Raw genomic sequence first — 16,335 nt, 5'->3', positions numbered from 1 at the left:
GAAGGGATCTCGTTATTCGGGGGAATAAGGTAGATGTGGATAGTCCAGCCAGTGCGTCAAATAGTGAGAGACAGCCTGATTTCGGCAATGTCCAATCACCGGTAAATGCGGGAGCTCCGCGCGCAGTTGCGGCATCGCATTGCCCATAATAAACCCGCTACCGACGCTGCCTAACATTTCGCGATCGTTCATCGCATCACCAAAGGCCATGCAATCGCGCAACGATAAACCTAAATGTTGGGTCCGCACCGTCAATGCAGCGCCTTTATTGCAGCCCACCGGCAGCACTTCGAGGCAATCCGTGGCGGAAAAACACAAATGTGCACGCTCGCCTAATGCTTCGTATAGCTGGATCTGCAAGCGTGTAAGATCGTCGTGATCGCCACAGAAGCAGATCTTGGTGACGCTGCCGAGTGGCATTTTTTTGACATCGATTATCTGATAACGAAAACCGCTATAGACAAATACCTGCAACAACGCAGGGCTCTCTTTCCCGGTAAACCAACCGTCGTCATTGAAGATATGCATGCTGGCTCGGGTATCCCATTGCTGATACAGCACCAGCTCCGCGACATCCGCAGGTAAATCATCACGATGTAAAAGTTCACCTTCCAGAGAATGCACGCGCGTTCCGTTGCCGGTAATCAAATATGCATCCAGCGATAGCGCCCCGAGAATATGCTGCATCTCCAGCGCATGACGCCCCGTGGCAAAAGTGAGGGTAATGTCGCGTTCACGCAGTCGCGCCAAAGTAGAGAGGGTTTTCTCACCTAAATGATGGTCAGGCATCAATAAAGTGCCATCCATATCAAATGCTACCAGACGAGCCATTTCTTTCTCCACTCTGTGACACGGTTAATGGTGATTGAGTATCACCTGATATATACGGAAGTAATAGTGAATAGTTAAATAATATTGTTCCGGGTTTATATGCGATTGCTCAACCGTCTTAACCAGTATCAACGTCTGTGGCAACCTTCAGCCGCAAACCGTCACCGTCAGCGAACTGGCCGAACGCTGTTTTTGCAGCGAACGCCATGTTCGTACGCTGTTGCGTCAGGCACAGGAGGCGGGATGGCTGGAGTGGCAGGCGCAGTCAGGACGCGGAAAGCGCGGACAATTACGCTTTCTGGTCACGCCGGAATCGCTACGCAATGCGATGATGGAACAGGCACTGGAAACCGGAAAGCAGCAAGATGTGCTGGAGCTGGCGCAACTGGCCCCAGGTGAGCTGCGCACTCTGTTACAGCCATTTATGGGCGGACAATGGCAAAACGATACACCCACGTTGCGTATTCCCTACTATCGCCCGCTCGAACCGCTACAACCAGGCTTTTTGCCCGGCCGTGCCGAGCAGCATCTCGCCGGGCAGATATTTTCCGGCCTGACCCGCTTCGATAATAATACTCAGCGCCCGATTGGCGATTTAGCGCATCACTGGGAAACCTCTACTGACAGGTTACGCTGGGACTTTTATCTTCGTTCAACCCTACACTGGCATAACGGCGATGCAGTAAAAGCCTCACACTTACACCAGCGATTATTGATGCTGTTACAACTGCCAGCACTGGATCAATTATTTATTAGCGTGAAGCGTATTGAAGTCACCCATCCGCAGTGTCTGACCTTCTTTTTACATCGCCCCGATTACTGGCTTGCGCACCGGCTGGCGAGCTATTGCAGCCATCTGGCGCATCCGCAATTCCCACTGATCGGCACTGGTCCTTTTCGCTTAACACAATTCACAGCGGAGCTGGTGCGCCTGGAGAGCCATGATTATTACCATTTGCGTCATCCGCTGCTTAAAGCGGTTGAGTACTGGATAACTCCGCCGCTTTTCGAAAAAGATTTGGGAACCAGTTGTCGGCATCCCGTGCAAATCACCATCGGCAAACCGGAGGAGCTGCAACGGGTCAGCCAAGTCAGTAGTGGCATCAGTTTAGGTTTTTGCTATTTAACGTTGCGCAAAAGTCCCCGACTCTCCCTCTGGCAGGCGCGAAAAGTGATCTCCATTATTCATCAATCCGGTTTATTACAAACGTTAGAAGTCGGAGAAAACCTGATCACCGCCAGTCATGCATTACTGCCAGGCTGGACTATTCCGCACTGGCAAGTACCGGATGAAGTCAAACTACCGAAAACCTTGACGCTGGTTTATCACCTACCGATAGAACTTCATACCATGGCAGAACGCCTACAGGCGACACTGGCAGCGGAAGGCTGTGAACTCACAATTATTTTTCATAACGCAAAAAACTGGGACGACACGACCCTACTGGCACACGCAGACCTCATGATGGGCGACAGATTAATTGGCGAAGCACCGGAATATACTCTGGAGCAATGGCTACGTTGCGATCCACTATGGCCACATGTTTTCGACGCTCCAGCATATGCACATCTGCAATCGACGCTGGACGCGGTGCAAGTAATGCCTGATGAGGAAAACCGATTTAATGCCCTGAAAGCGGTTTTTAGCCAGTTAATGGCAGACGCGACGCTGACGCCGCTGTTCAACTATCACTATCGCATTAGTGCCCCTCCCGGCGTGAACGGTGTGCGACTGACACCGCGCGGCTGGTTTGAATTTACCGAAGCCTGGCTTCCCGCGCCGTCGCAATGAATAGCTGGTCCGGGTTAATCGCAGGCGTTACCATAACGCTTTTATTGTTCAAGCAGGATTATCTATGAAACGTGCTGTCGTTGTGTTCAGTGGAGGCCAGGATTCCACCACCTGTCTGGTGCAGGCATTACAACAATATGATGAAGTCCATTGCGTGACGTTCGATTACGGTCAGCGACATCGCGCAGAAATCGACGTGGCACGCGAACTGGCGCTGAAACTGGGAGCACGCGCGCATAAGGTTCTTGATGTAACGCTGCTCAACGAGCTGGCGGTCAGCAGCCTGACACGTGACAGCATTCCGGTGCCTGATTATGAACCTGAAGCCGATGGCATCCCGAATACGTTTGTCCCAGGGCGTAATATTTTGTTCCTGACGCTGGCGGCAATATATGCGTATCAGGTAAAAGCAGAAGCCGTAATTACCGGCGTCTGTGAAACGGATTTCTCCGGCTACCCGGATTGCCGCGATGAGTTTGTGAAAGCACTAAACCATGCCGTCAGTTTGGGCATGGCGAAAGATATTCGTTTTGAAACGCCGCTGATGTGGATTGATAAAGCGGAAACCTGGGCGCTGGCAGATTATTACGGCAAACTGGATTTAGTCCGTAACGAAACGTTGACCTGCTATAACGGCATTAAAGGCGACGGTTGCGGTCATTGTGCGGCATGTAATTTACGCGCCAACGGTTTGAATCATTATCTGGCCGATAAACCGACGGTGATGGCAGCGATGAAGCAGAAAACCGGGTTGAGGTAATTATTCCGGGTGTCGCCGGATGCGGCTTGAGCATCCGGCACCACAAAACGTTTACTTAACCATCTGCTCCAGCTTTTCGCGCAATTCCCCTTCCAGAGCTAATGCTTTCTGCGTTTTAAGATCAATACAAACAAACGTAATAAGCGCATCCGCTACCACCTGCCCTTCCGGCTCCAGTGTAATGACCTGGTTTAAGATGCCGCTTTTACCGTTTAATTGCTGCAACTGACTGGTAATAGTTAACAGGTCGCTTAATACCGCTGGACGACGATAGTTAATATTGATATTGACCACGACGAAGGCGATGTTATGGGCCGTCATCCACTGAAAACTGTCGCTATTTTCCACCCCATCCCAGCGGGCTTCTTCGAGAAATTCAAGGTAGCGGGCGTTGTTGACGTGCTGGTAAACGTCGAGATGATATCCACGAACTTTGATTTGTGTTTGCATAGCGCAATAACCTTACGTTGTTGTTATAAGTACAGAGGTCATAACTGGTATGACCTCTTCAGTCTGGCAAAAAATTGCCACTATGCAAATTAATTACAGGGTTAATACCGCCAGATTACGTTCCACCAGCGAATTGCCCATCCCCGGCACCTGCTTTAGATCCTCCACCGTTTTAAACGGACCGTACTCTTCGCGATAACTGACAATCGCCTGCGCTTTCTTCAGGCCAACGCCATTCATCGCGCGGGCTAGCTCTTCCGCGCTGGCATTATTAATGCTGACCCGGGTGCCTTCTTCGTCACTGGCTTTCGCCGGTACTGCTGCTTTACTTTGTGCTGCAGGAGCTTCCGCTTTGGTTTCTACCGCCGTCGGTTTCGCCACAGAAGCTGCCGCCAGCGCGCTATGAGACATTCCGGCACAGGCCAGGGACAGTGTAATGAGCAGTGCTTTAATTCCGTGTTTCATACTGTTTTCTCCTTGTTTGTTAACAGTGGAATCACCTTAACGGGAGTGAAAACAGTAAACAAATGGCAATGTTCAGAAATGGAAAAGGCCGCGAAAGCGACCTTTTCTTGTTACAGCTGCAACGCATTTTTTTGCGAGGCGGCTTCAGGATTATTGCTGTTCCAGCGCATCGCCAATTTTGATTTTCGCCTCTTTACGCAGGTTACTCATCAGAGCTTCAAAGACGATTTGTGCGTTGTTCTGGGTGATACCCTGCACCATCGCTTTTTTCTGATCTTCCGGCATTGAACCTTGTTTCACTTCATCCAGCGCCAGCAGAACCACATTACCTTGCATATCGGTCGCCATACCGTAGCTCGGTTTGTCTTTCGCTGGCAGTGGCAGTGCAAACGCCGCCTGGCTAATCGGGTCACGACCGGAACGGCTTAAGGTTTTCGGCTCGCCAAATTTCAGACCGGCAGCCTGCATAGCTTCCGCACCTTTGCCGGCTTTCAAATCAACCAGCAGTTTCTCAGCATCCACTTTCGCCTGTTGTTCAGCTTTGTTGTGCTGAACCAGTGCCTTAACTTGTTCCTGAACATCTGCCAACGGTTTCACCGCTTCCGGTTTGTGCTCGCTGACGCGCAGCACGAATGCGCGGTCGCCGTCTACGGTGATGATGTCAGAGTTGATGCCCGACGCGCCGTTTTCACCTACCAGACCGCCGTTAAAGATAGCGTCGGCAACCGGCTTGAAGTTCAACTCTTCCGGCAGGTTATCTTTGCTGAACCAACCCGTCTGAGTGGCTTTAACGCCGGCAGCTTGCTCTGCACCGGCCAGAGACTCGGTGTCGTTGCTTGCCGCATCGCTCACTTTCTGCTGCAGCGCATAGTACGCATCGAGGGCTTTTTCGTGTTTCACTTTCGCCGCAATGTCGTCACGTACTTCGTCTAACGATTTCACTTTCGCTGGCTGAATGTCGTCCAGACGTACAATCAGGAAACCGACCGAAGATTTGATGACACCAGACAGTTGGCCTTTTTCTTTCAGACCAGCATTTTTCAGTTCGTCGGGGATAGTGGCATCTTCTAACCAACCCATATCGCCGCCGTTACGGGCAGAGATAATATCGGCAGATTTTTCTTTGGCTAATGCAGCAAAATCACCGCCTTTATTCAGCTCATCAAGTACCGCTTTCGCTTCATCTTCAGTTTTGGTCTGGATGATGCTGTAGCGGGTACGCTGCGGCTGGGTGAATTGATCCTGATGCTGATCGTAGTAGCTCTGGATATCCGCATCGCTAACCGGTTGCTGCATCGTTGCGGCAACCAGCTTGATGTAACTCACGCGGAATTGTTCCGGCGTCATGAAATTGTTTTTGTTTTGTTCGTAGTAGCTGGCAATCTCCTGTTCGGTCACAGGCTGCTTCGCCGCCAGCGCGTTAACATCGATAGTCGCCTCACGCACCACGCGTTGTTGCGCGACCAGTGCCGCCAGCTCGTCGGTTTCACCTTTCAGCATAAAATCGGTACCGGCAACGCCGTTAATCAGCTGTTGGGTAGTGAGCTGGTTACGCAGCGCCTGGGCGTACTGATCGGCGGTCATCCCCATCTGGTTGAGGATACCGTTATAGCGGCTGTTATCAAATTTGCCGTCAACCTGGAAGGCTGGGGTCGCGAAAATCGCCTGTTTAACCTGCTCATCACTGATACCCAGTTTCAGCTCACGAGCGTACTGATCCAACAGCGCCTCGTCGATCAGACGATTCAGCACCTGTTGACGCAGGGTTTTCATATAGCCTTCGTTCGCTGCCAGCTCGGAGTATTGATCGCCCAGCTGTTGCTGCATACGATTACGCTCGCTGTTAAAGGCGTTCTCGAACTGCCCACGGCTGATTTCCTGGTCATTCACTTTTGCGGCGTAGTTATTGCCTCCGCCAATCAGGTAACCACTCACGCCGGTCAATATGAACGACACGATAATGATACCGAAAATAATCTTGAGCACGAGACTGTTTGCAGCCGTGCGTAAGCTGTCCATCATGGTGTAACAACACTCCGCTGTAGATGACTGTGTACCTCACGCAACGTATCGATGCGCGCAAAGGCCTATTGTGACAAGAAACGGGGGCAATTGTCAGCCCACAAGACACAGAAAGTCACCGAATACAAATAAAAAAGGCACATCAGTAGATGCGCCCTTGAACTTCGTCACATCCCCACTGGGGACAACGCTTAGTTTACCGCGTCTTTCAGTGCTTTACCTGCACGGAAGCTCGGTACTTTAGCGGCAGCGATGGTGATCTCTTTACCGGTCTGCGGGTTGCGGCCAGTACGGGCAGCACGCTCTTTAACGGCAAAAGTACCAAAACCTACCAGTGCTACATCATCCCCTTCTTTCAGAGATTCAGTTACGGAAGCAATAATAGCATCTAACGCACGGCCAGCCGCAGCTTTAGAGATATCAGCCCCTGCAGCAATCTTGTCGATCAATTGAGATTTATTCACTCTTCTCTTCCTCTTTATAATTTATATCGCACTTGAATCCTTCAAGGTACGAACGCGCAGCAGTTATATCAGGCCAGCCATCCCCTTACAACACCCCTTAATAAGGGCAAGCCCGATCCGCTATCTAACTTAGCGAGACAAAAAAAGGCTGGCAAGCCCGAATTAGCCTGCCAGCCCTGTTTTTATTAGTGCATTTTGCGCGAGGTCACTATTTTGCAGTCACAACCTGCATGCCAGACGGTTCATTTTGCAGCGCCAGAGTCAGAACTTCCTCAATGCGCTTCACAGGATGAATGTCCAGATCGGCAATTACGTTGTCAGGAATCTCTTCCAGATCGCGTTTATTTTCGAACGGAATTAGCACTGTTTTAATCCCGCCGCGATGCGCTGCCAGGAGTTTTTCTTTCAAACCACCGATCGGCAGTACCTGACCACGCAGAGTGATCTCACCGGTCATTGCCACATCGGCACGAACCGGGTTACCGGTCAGGCAAGAAACCAGCGCGGTGCACATAGCAATACCGGCACTCGGACCATCTTTCGGCGTCGCACCTTCCGGTACGTGGACGTGGATGTCACGTTTTTCGTAAAAATCAGGGTTGATCCCCAGTTTTTCCGCACGCGCACGAACCACCGTTAACGCCGCCTGAATAGACTCCTGCATCACTTCGCCGAGCGAACCGGTATAGGTCAGTTTGCCTTTACCCGGAACACATGCGGTTTCAATGGTCAGCAAGTCACCGCCCACTTCCGTCCACGCCAGACCGATTACCTGACCGACACGGTTTTCGTTATCAGCGCGACCATAGTCGAAACGCTGAACACCGAGGTAGTCATGCAGGTTATCGCCGTTAATTTCGATATGTTTTAATGACTTATCGAGCAGTAACTGCTTAACCGCTTTGCGGCACAGTTTGGAGATTTCACGCTCCAGACCACGCACGCCCGCCTCACGGGTGTAGTAACGAATAATGCCGATAATGGCGCTATCGTCGACGGTCAGCTCACCTTTTTTCAGTGCATTACGTTCAATCTGCTTCGGCAGCAGGTGACGTTTGGCGATGTTCAGTTTTTCATCTTCGGTATAACCGGAGAGGCGAATCACTTCCATACGATCCAGCAGCGGTGCCGGAATGTTCATGGAGTTCGACGTCGCGACAAACATCACGTCGCTGAGATCGTAATCCACTTCCAGGTAGTGGTCGCTGAACGCTACGTTCTGCTCTGGATCCAGCACTTCAAGCAGTGCAGAGGCCGGATCGCCTCGCATGTCAGAAGACATTTTGTCGATCTCATCGAGCAGGAACAGCGGATTTTTCACGCCCACTTTCGCCATTTTCTGGATCAGTTTACCCGGCATAGAACCGATGTAAGTACGGCGGTGACCACGGATTTCCGCTTCATCACGCACGCCGCCCAGCGCCATACGGACATATTTACGCCCGGTGGCTTTGGCAATGGACTGACCAAGAGAGGTTTTACCTACCCCCGGCGGCCCTACCAGGCAGAGGATCGGTCCCTTGATTTTGTTGACACGGCTTTGAACCGCAAGGTACTCAAGGATGCGATCTTTCACGCGCTCCAGACCATAATGGTCGGTATCAAGGATTTCCTGCGCCTGACGCAGGTCTTTTTTGACCTTGCTGCGCGCATTCCACGGTACCTGTACCATCCAGTCGATATAACCACGCACTACGGTCGCTTCTGCCGACATCGGAGACATCATTTTCAGCTTCTGCAACTCTGCTTCCGCTTTCTCTTTTGCCTCTTTCGGCATCTTCGCCGCGTCGATTTTGCGCTTCAGGGCTTCGTTTTCGTCCGGCACGTCGTCCATTTCACCGAGTTCTTTCTGAATAGCTTTCATTTGCTCGTTCAGATAGTACTCACGCTGGGATTTCTCCATCTGCTTTTTAACGCGGTTGCGAATGCGTTTCTCAACCTGCAGCAGATCGATTTCCGATTCCATCATTGCCATCAGATATTCCAGACGTTCGTTAACGTCGGACATCTCCAGAACGGACTGTTTGTCAGCCAGTTTCAGCGGCATATGTGCAGCAATGGTATCCGCCAGACGCGCCGGATCGTCGATGCTATTCAGCGACGTCAGCACTTCTGGTGGGATTTTTTTGTTCAGCTTGATGTAGCCTTCGAACTGGCTGATTGCAGTACGCACCAGCACTTCCTGTTCCCGCTCATCAATGGTCGGCGACTCCAGATACTCCGCCTTCGCAGAAAAGTGTTCGCCATTGTCAGAGAGCGCAGAAATACGCGCGCGCTGTAACCCCTCGACCAGCACTTTGACGGTGCCGTCAGGCAGTTTCAGCATCTGCAATATAGAGGCCACGGTCCCGACGGTGAAAAGATCGTTTACACCCGGCTCATCCGTTGAAGCTTCTTTCTGCGCGACCAGCATAATTTTTTTATCATGGTCCATCGCCGCTTCCAGACAACGGATAGATTTTTCCCGCCCGACAAATAAGGGGATGACCATGTGCGGATAAACCACCACATCGCGCAGCGGCAATACGGGGATTTCAATGCGTTCAGAACGCTCAGGATTCATAGAGCTCTCTCTTAGTTTAATTTCCGCCAGGTAATCAGATGACACGACTGTGCTTCACGCCATCTATTAACATGTACGTCAGTATATGGGGATGTTTCCCCCACATTCAACGCCGAGAATAGAGGAAAAATTAAAGGGGAGATAAAATCCCCCCTTTTTGGTTAACTAATTGTATGGGAATGGTTAATTATTCACCAGATGCCTGTTGCGCTTCCGGCTTACCATAAATCAGCAACGGTTTGCTTTGACCATCAATTACCGACTCGTCGATAACCACTTTTTCGACGTCTTCCATGGACGGCAGATCGTACATGGTATCGAGCAGTGCGGCTTCTACGATGGAACGCAGGCCACGGGCACCGGTTTTACGCGCCATCGCTTTCTTAGCGATAGCATCCAGCGCCTCGTCACGGAATTCCAGATCCACGCCTTCCAGATTAAACAGCGCCTGATACTGCTTGGTCAGGGCGTTTTTCGGCTCTTTGAGGATCTGAATCAGAGCTTCTTCGCTCAGTTCATTCAACGTTGCTACAACCGGCAGACGACCAATGAACTCAGGGATAAGACCAAACTTGATCAGATCTTCCGGTTCAACCTGCGCCAGCAGCTCGCCTTCGCTTGCTTTGTCGGACTTCGCTTTTACCGTCGCGCCAAAACCAATGCCGGAGCCGGTTTCTACACGGTGGGAAATCACTTTATCCAGACCGGCAAACGCACCGCCACAAATAAACAGGATCTTAGAGGTATCAACCTGCAAGAATTCCTGCTGCGGATGTTTACGCCCACCTTGCGGTGGAACAGCAGCTACCGTACCTTCGATCAGTTTCAACAGTGCCTGCTGTACTCCTTCACCGGAAACGTCTCGGGTAATGGACGGGTTGTCTGACTTACGAGAAATCTTGTCGATTTCATCGATGTAGACAATCCCGCGCTGCGCTTTCTGTACGTCGTAATCGCACTTTTGCAACAGCTTCTGAATGATGTTTTCAACGTCTTCGCCCACATAACCGGCTTCGGTCAGCGTGGTTGCGTCGGCCATGGTGAACGGGACGTCCAGCAGGCGCGCCAGCGTTTCAGCCAGCAGCGTTTTACCGGAACCGGTCGGACCGATCAGCAGAATGTTACTTTTGCCCAACTCGACACCATTGCTGGTATCGCCGTTGCGCAGACGTTTGTAATGGTTGTATACCGCGACCGCCAGCACTTTTTTCGCCTGTTCCTGGCCGATAACGTAATCGTCCAGGTGGTTGCGAATTTCATGCGGCGTCGGTAGCGCACTGCGTTCACGATGCGGTGCAACTTCTTTAATCTCTTCGCGAATGATGTCGTTACATAAATCAACACATTCGTCGCAGATATACACGGATGGACCGGCAATCAGCTTGCGCACTTCATGCTGGCTTTTGCCGCAAAAAGAGCAATACAGCAATTTGCCTGAGCCATCTTTGCGTTTATCTGTCATGGGTCAAAACCTCTTCTTTGTTCTTTGTGCCGCACACGACGACGCAAATGCCATTCTCAGGCGCAAGCCGCTTACAGCGTTGTGCCGCCCTAGATAAGTATAGCGGCACAGTTGCGCCTCTGGCATCAATTACGATGGGTCAGAATCGAATCGACCAGACCGTATTCCACCGCTTCAGGGGCGGAAAGGAAGCGATCGCGCTCGGTATCACGTTCAATCTGTTCTAATGATTGACCCGTATGAAGCGCCATAAGTTCATTCATGCGCCCTTTAACTTTCAGAATTTCACGGGCATGAATTTCGATATCGGTCGCCTGGCCCTGGTAGCCGCCCAACGGTTGGTGAATCATCACGCGCGAATTCGGCAGGCAAAAACGTTTACCTTTTGCCCCTGCGGTCAACAAGAAAGCGCCCATCGAGGCCGCCTGGCCCATACAGATGGTGCTGACATCAGGCTTGATAAACTGCATGGTGTCATAGATAGACATCCCGGCAGTGATCACCCCGCCTGGGGAGTTAATGTACAGATAGATATCTTTTTCTGGGTTTTCCGCTTCCAGGAACAGCATCTGCGCCACAATCAGGTTAGCCATGTGGTCTTCAACCTGGCCAGTCAGAAAAATGACGCGTTCCTTAAGTAGACGAGAATAGATATCAAAAGAGCGCTCACCGCGTGAGGTCTGTTCAATGACCATCGGCACCAGCGCCATATGGGGTGCAAAGTTATCTCGTTCGCCGCTGTATGACATTTCCGTCTCCTGGATAAAATTGAAAAAAACCTGCTGTACCGATTGTAACCTTATGGACGGATTATCAGCTAGTCCCTGTGTTATGGGTACGGCATCACCATATTTCAAGCATAACAATCTTTTGTTGTTACGCTAACACCGAAAGAGGCTTTTCGCACGGCTCCATGCAAAATTCATGACAAAAAAAAGCCCACCACCTGGCGGTGACGGGCCTTTGTGCGAATTTAGCGCGTTATGCTGCGTAAATTACGCCTGCTGGTTCATCAGCTCGTTGAAAGTGGTTTCTTTTTCAGTCACTTTCGCTTTCGCCAGTACAGCTTCAACAGCCTGTTCTTCCAGAGCAACATTGCGCATGTTGTCCATCAGTTCTTTGTTTTTGCTGTAGAACTCGATAACTTCTTTCGGATCTTCGTACGCAGAAGCCATCTCTTCGATCAGGCCTTTCACGCGCTCTTCGTCAGCTTTCAGCTCGTTGGTGCGGATAACTTCGCCCAGCAGCAGGCCAACAACTACGCGGCGTTTAGCCTGTTCTTCGAACAGTTCGCGCGGCAGTTCCAGAGCTTGTTTTTCGTTGCCACCGAAACGCTGTGCAGCCTGGCGACGCAGAACGTCGATTTCGCTGTCGATCAGCGCAGCCGGTACGTCGATGTCGTTAGCTTTTACCAGACCTTCGATCGCCTGAGACTTAACGCGGTTACGGATGGCGCTCTTCAGCTCGCGCTCCATGTTTTTACGCACTTCAGCGCGCAGACCTTCTACGGAACCATCTTCAACGCCGAAACGTTTGATGAATTCTGCAGTCAGTTCCGGCAGTTCACGCTCTTCAACTTTCTTCAGGTTGATAGCGAATTTCGCTGCTTTACCTTTCAGGTTTTCTGCGTGGTATTCTTCCGGGAAGGTCACGTCGATGGTGAACTCTTCGCCAGCTTTGTGGCCTTTGATACCGTCTTCAAAGCCCGGGATCATACGACCCTGGCCCATCGCCAGTACGAAATCAGACGCTTTACCGCCTTCGAACTCTTCGCCGTCTACAGAACCGGTGAAGTCGATGGTTACGCGGTCTTCTGCTTCAACAGCGCCGTCTTTTTCTTTCCAGGTCGCCTGCTGTTTACGCAGAGTATCCAGCATGCCGTCAACGTCAGCGTCGGTCACTTCAACGATCGGTTTTTCAACTTCGATCGCTTCCAGACCCTGCAGTTCAACTTCCGGATAAACTTCAAACTCTACAGAGTAAGTGAAGTCTTCACCCAGCTTGTATTCGCCCGGAACATAAGTCGGTGCGCCAGCCGGATTGATTTTTTCTTTAATGATGGCGTCAATGAAGTTACGGCTCATCAGGTCACCCAGAACGTCCTGGCGTACAGACGCGCCATAACGCTGAGCAACGATATTCATTGGCACTTTGCCTTTGCGGAAGCCGTCAATACGTACTTTTTTCGCAACGTTGACCAGCTCGCTTTTAACAGCGGTCTCGATGCTGTCAGCAGCGATAGTAATCGTTACACGGCGGCCAAGGCCTTGAGTGGTTTCAACTGAAACTTGCATCTTGTTACCTCAAAAAATCACAGTGCTCGGTCAACTCTTACCCCGCAAGCACAGGTTGTTGGCTTCGCGGAACCGGGATGTTCTTATAATCAATCACATTCCCTGTTACCAGAATCATCCCGAAAGCATTCAAATAGGACGCGGCATTATAGCGGCATCACTTTTATGAGTCGAGAACGGTTATTGCGCGCTGTCGCGTATTTTTTCACAATTCCCGGGCAATTTTCGTCTGAATGCTGGGCAAAAAGCGCAAAATCCAGACAAAACAAAACGGCCCGCAGGCCGTTTTTCATAAAATCTTTAGCAACATACTGGAAAAGCGCCGACAGTTGCAAATGCGTTTTTACGCGATGCTTCCTGCTCCACGACAGGGAGGAGAGGCAAAGACGGTGTCCTGCAACCCTTCCCACTCCTTAATAGTGTAAGTATGCAGAGCCAGCGCATGAACGGTAGTAGAGAGTTCCTCCGCTAAAGTACTGTAAATCATTCGATGACGATTCAGAAAACGTTCACCCGTAAAACGATCGCTGACCAGCACAACTTTAAAATGGCTTTCAGAGCCGGCTGGGACATTGTGACGATAGCTTTCATCCACTACTTCGAGGAATACGGGTTGGAACGCCGCCCTTAATTTTTCTTCTATCCGCTCACGTATCATCATGAAATATCTCCTCCGACACCGCTGAGATGTCATCCATCCCTTTAAATACTAGCCGCTTTTACCGTTTCCATTGCAGCTTAACAACAAATATTTAGGTTTCGTCCTGGTTTTTCCGTCAAGCGTATGAAGTTTACTGATTTAAAGATTGAAACACAGGCCTCGCATCAGCGTTTCTTTTACCAGGGGTGATTATTTCGTCAACATGATGAATTTACATGCCTTACCCACTTCCCCTCGCCGTTGGCAATGTTATGATGGCGGGAATTTTTACCAAACACGCTTAAGAGTCTCTGAGAGCCCGAACATGTTCAAAAAAATCCTCTTCCCGTTAGTTGCTCTGTTTATGCTTGCAGGATGCGCAAAACCGCCAACAACTATTGAAGTTTCCCCGACGATTACACTGCCACAGCAGGATCCAAGCCTGATGGGCGTCACCGTAAGCATTAATGGTGCCGATCAGCGTACCGATCAGGCGCTGGCAAAAGTCACCCGCGATAATCAAATCGTTACCCTGACCGCCTCCCGCGCTCTGCGTTTCCTGCTGCAAGAAGTGCTGGAAAAACAGATGACCGCGCGTGGTTACATGGTTGGTCCGAATGGCCCGGTTAATCTGCAAATCATCGTTAGCCAACTGTATGCTGACGTGTCCCAGGGCAACGTGCGCTACAACATCGCTACCAAAGCGGATATCGCCATCATCGCTACCGCGCAGAATGGCAACAAAATGACCAAAAACTATCGTGCCAGCTACAACGTTGAAGGTGCGTTCCAGGCCTCCAACAAAAATATCGCCGATGCGGTTAACAGTGTGCTGACCGATACCATCGCTGATATGTCTCAGGACACCAGCATTCACGAATTCATCAAGCAGAACGCGCGTTAATTTCTGCCCTCTGGCCCGGTGCAAGCCGGGCCTGTAGACGCCCATGTCCAGTCAATATTTACGTATTTTTCAACAGCCGCGTTCAGCCATATTGCTGATCCTGGGTTTTGCTTCCGGGCTACCGCTCGCCCTGACATCCGGCACCTTACAGGCCTGGATGACGGTCGAAAATATCGATCTCAAAACCATTGGTTTCTTCTCTCTGGTAGGCCAGGCTTACGTTTTTAAATTCCTCTGGTCACCGCTGATGGACCGCTACACGCCCCCATTTTTTGGGCGGCGGCGCGGTTGGCTGCTCGCCACGCAAATCCTGTTATTAGTCGCCATTGCGGCGATGGGTTTTCTCGAACCAGGCACCCAACTCCGCTGGATGGCGGCGCTGGCGGTGGTGATCGCTTTTTGCTCTGCCTCCCAGGATATTGTCTTCGATGCGTGGAAAACCGATGTGCTCCCGGCAGAAGAACGTGGTGCGGGCGCGGCAATCAGCGTGCTGGGTTACCGTTTAGGGATGCTGGTTTCCGGCGGCCTAGCCCTGTGGCTGGCAGATAAATGGTTGGGCTGGCAGGGCATGTACTGGTTGATGGCGGCGCTGTTGATCCCCTGTATTATCGCGACGTTGCTTGCACCAGAACCAACCGACACCATTCCTGTGCCCAAAACGCTGGAACAAGCGGTTGTTGCACCTCTGCGAGATTTCTTTGGTCGCAATAATGCCTGGCTTATTTTGCTTCTTATCGTGCTGTATAAGCTGGGCGACGCATTCGCCATGAGCCTGACAACCACGTTTTTGATTCGCGGCGTCGGGTTTGATGCGGGTGAAGTAGGCGTGGTAAACAAAACGCTTGGCTTACTGGCGACCATTGTTGGCGCATTGTACGGTGGGATTTTGATGCAGCGCCTGTCGCTGTTCCGGGCGCTGCTGATTTTCGGCATTTTACAAGGTGCGTCTAACGCTGGTTACTGGCTGCTGTCGATTACTGATAAGCATCTCTACAGCATGGGCGCAGCCGTCTTTTTCGAAAACCTCTGTGGCGGGATGGGCACATCAGCCTTTGTCGCGCTGTTAATGACGCTGTGTAATAAGTCATTTTCCGCTACTCAATTTGCCCTGCTCTCAGCGCTTTCCGCTGTAGGGCGAGTTTATGTCGGCCCCGTGGCGGGTTGGTTTGTTGAAGCACACGGCTGGTCGACATTCTATCTATTCTCCGTCGCCGCTGCCGTACCGGGGCTTATTTTGCTGCTGGTTTGCCGCCAGACGCTTGAATATACACGAGTAAATGACAACTTTATCTCCCGTACCGAATATCCGGCAGGTTATGCCTTTGCCATGTGGACACTGGCGGCGGGCGTCAGCCTGTTGGCCGTGTGGTTACTTCTGTTGACGATGGACGCGCTGGATTTGACGCACTTCTCTTTCCTGCCTGCTCTGCTGGAAGTCGGGGTTTTAGTCGCCCTTTCTGGCGTCGTGCTTGGTGGTTTGCTGGATTATCTGGCGCTACGAAAAACGCATCTGACGTAATCTGTAAATATTATTTAGCTGTAGTAATCACTCGCCGTAATTATTACGGCTAAATAAACATCAGCATCGCTTATTAATATTTGTTCTTTTGTGCGGCTTAGCGTTTGGAAATTATTGACGCCATTTATAAATTCTATTTTTCTTACACGATTCAGCTAATGAGTCTTTA

15 protein-coding genes are annotated in these 16,335 nt (G+C 50.9%); 4 read left to right on the top strand and 11 right to left on the bottom strand.

What is annotated here, in order from left to right; all coding sequences use genetic code 11:
• Positions 1-12: 12 nt before the first annotated feature.
• Entirely contained in the window at positions 13-843 is an 831-nt protein-coding gene (cof, locus tag SF0391) for a thiamin pyrimidine pyrophosphate hydrolase (protein NP_706340.1), read from the bottom strand.
• Positions 844-1,198: 355 nt separating this feature from the next.
• Between cof and SF0390 the strand changes: the two genes are divergently transcribed.
• Together SF0390 and ybaX are read left to right on the top strand one after the other, a co-directional pair.
• Positions 1,199-2,623: a transporter gene (locus SF0390; protein ID NP_706339.3), complete on the top strand. Its 1,425-nt coding sequence runs from the start codon at positions 1,199-1,201 to the stop codon at positions 2,621-2,623.
• Between the two features lie 64 nt (positions 2,624-2,687).
• Positions 2,688-3,383 (top strand): 7-cyano-7-deazaguanine synthase QueC, encoded by a 696-nt coding sequence (ybaX, locus tag SF0389; RefSeq protein ID NP_706338.1) that lies wholly within the window; start codon positions 2,688-2,690, stop codon positions 3,381-3,383.
• Between the two features lie 51 nt (positions 3,384-3,434).
• Here ybaX and ybaW read toward each other — a convergent pair whose 3' ends face one another.
• The 10 genes from ybaW to bolA form a co-directional block, all read right to left on the bottom strand.
• Positions 3,435-3,833, bottom strand: a complete 399-nt coding sequence (gene ybaW, locus SF0388) for a hypothetical protein (RefSeq protein NP_706337.1) — start codon at positions 3,831-3,833, stop codon at positions 3,435-3,437.
• Positions 3,834-3,926: 93 nt separating this feature from the next.
• Entirely contained in the window at positions 3,927-4,298 is a 372-nt protein-coding gene (ybaV, locus tag SF0387; RefSeq protein NP_706336.1) for a hypothetical protein, read from the bottom strand.
• A 150-nt stretch (positions 4,299-4,448) separates the two neighbouring features.
• A complete protein-coding gene (gene ybaU / locus SF0386) occupies positions 4,449-6,320 on the bottom strand; it encodes a periplasmic folding chaperone (protein NP_706335.1) in 1,872 nt (623 codons plus the stop codon).
• Between the two features lie 191 nt (positions 6,321-6,511).
• A complete protein-coding gene (gene hupB / locus SF0385; protein ID NP_706334.1) occupies positions 6,512-6,784 on the bottom strand; it encodes a transcriptional regulator HU subunit beta in 273 nt (90 codons plus the stop codon).
• Between the two features lie 208 nt (positions 6,785-6,992).
• Positions 6,993-9,347: a DNA-binding ATP-dependent protease La gene (gene lon, locus SF0384; RefSeq protein NP_706333.2), complete on the bottom strand. Its 2,355-nt coding sequence runs from the start codon at positions 9,345-9,347 to the stop codon at positions 6,993-6,995.
• 187 nt (positions 9,348-9,534) lie between these two features.
• Positions 9,535-10,809: an ATP-dependent protease ATP-binding subunit ClpX gene (gene clpX / locus SF0383; protein NP_706332.1), complete on the bottom strand. Its 1,275-nt coding sequence runs from the start codon at positions 10,807-10,809 to the stop codon at positions 9,535-9,537.
• 125 nt (positions 10,810-10,934) lie between these two features.
• The gene (clpP, locus tag SF0382; RefSeq protein NP_706331.2) at positions 10,935-11,558 is read right to left on the bottom strand and encodes an ATP-dependent Clp protease proteolytic subunit; all 624 of its coding nucleotides are present in this window, start codon (positions 11,556-11,558) and stop codon (positions 10,935-10,937) included.
• A gap of 246 nt (positions 11,559-11,804) precedes the next feature.
• Positions 11,805-13,103, bottom strand: a complete 1,299-nt coding sequence (gene tig, locus SF0381) for a trigger factor (RefSeq protein ID NP_706330.1) — start codon at positions 13,101-13,103, stop codon at positions 11,805-11,807.
• A gap of 146 nt (positions 13,104-13,249) precedes the next feature.
• Positions 13,250-13,438 (bottom strand): hypothetical protein, encoded by a 189-nt coding sequence (locus SF0380; RefSeq protein ID NP_706329.2) that lies wholly within the window; start codon positions 13,436-13,438, stop codon positions 13,250-13,252.
• 8 nt (positions 13,439-13,446) lie between these two features.
• Complete coding sequence (gene bolA / locus SF0379; RefSeq protein NP_706328.3) at positions 13,447-13,797, bottom strand: murein genes regulator; 351 nt, start codon at positions 13,795-13,797, stop codon at positions 13,447-13,449.
• A gap of 169 nt (positions 13,798-13,966) precedes the next feature.
• Between bolA and yajG the strand changes: the two genes are divergently transcribed.
• Both yajG and ampG read left to right on the top strand, forming a co-directional pair.
• Complete coding sequence (gene yajG / locus SF0378) at positions 13,967-14,647, top strand: polymerase/proteinase (RefSeq protein ID NP_706327.4); 681 nt, start codon at positions 13,967-13,969, stop codon at positions 14,645-14,647.
• A gap of 43 nt (positions 14,648-14,690) precedes the next feature.
• Positions 14,691-16,166: a muropeptide transporter gene (ampG, locus tag SF0377; protein ID NP_706326.1), complete on the top strand. Its 1,476-nt coding sequence runs from the start codon at positions 14,691-14,693 to the stop codon at positions 16,164-16,166.
• The last annotated feature ends 169 nt before the right edge of the window (positions 16,167-16,335 follow it).

Source organism: Shigella flexneri 2a str. 301, assembly GCF_000006925.2.
Taxonomy (GTDB): domain Bacteria; phylum Pseudomonadota; class Gammaproteobacteria; order Enterobacterales; family Enterobacteriaceae; genus ECMA0423.
This window is presented reverse-complemented; position numbering and strand designations above follow the sequence as displayed.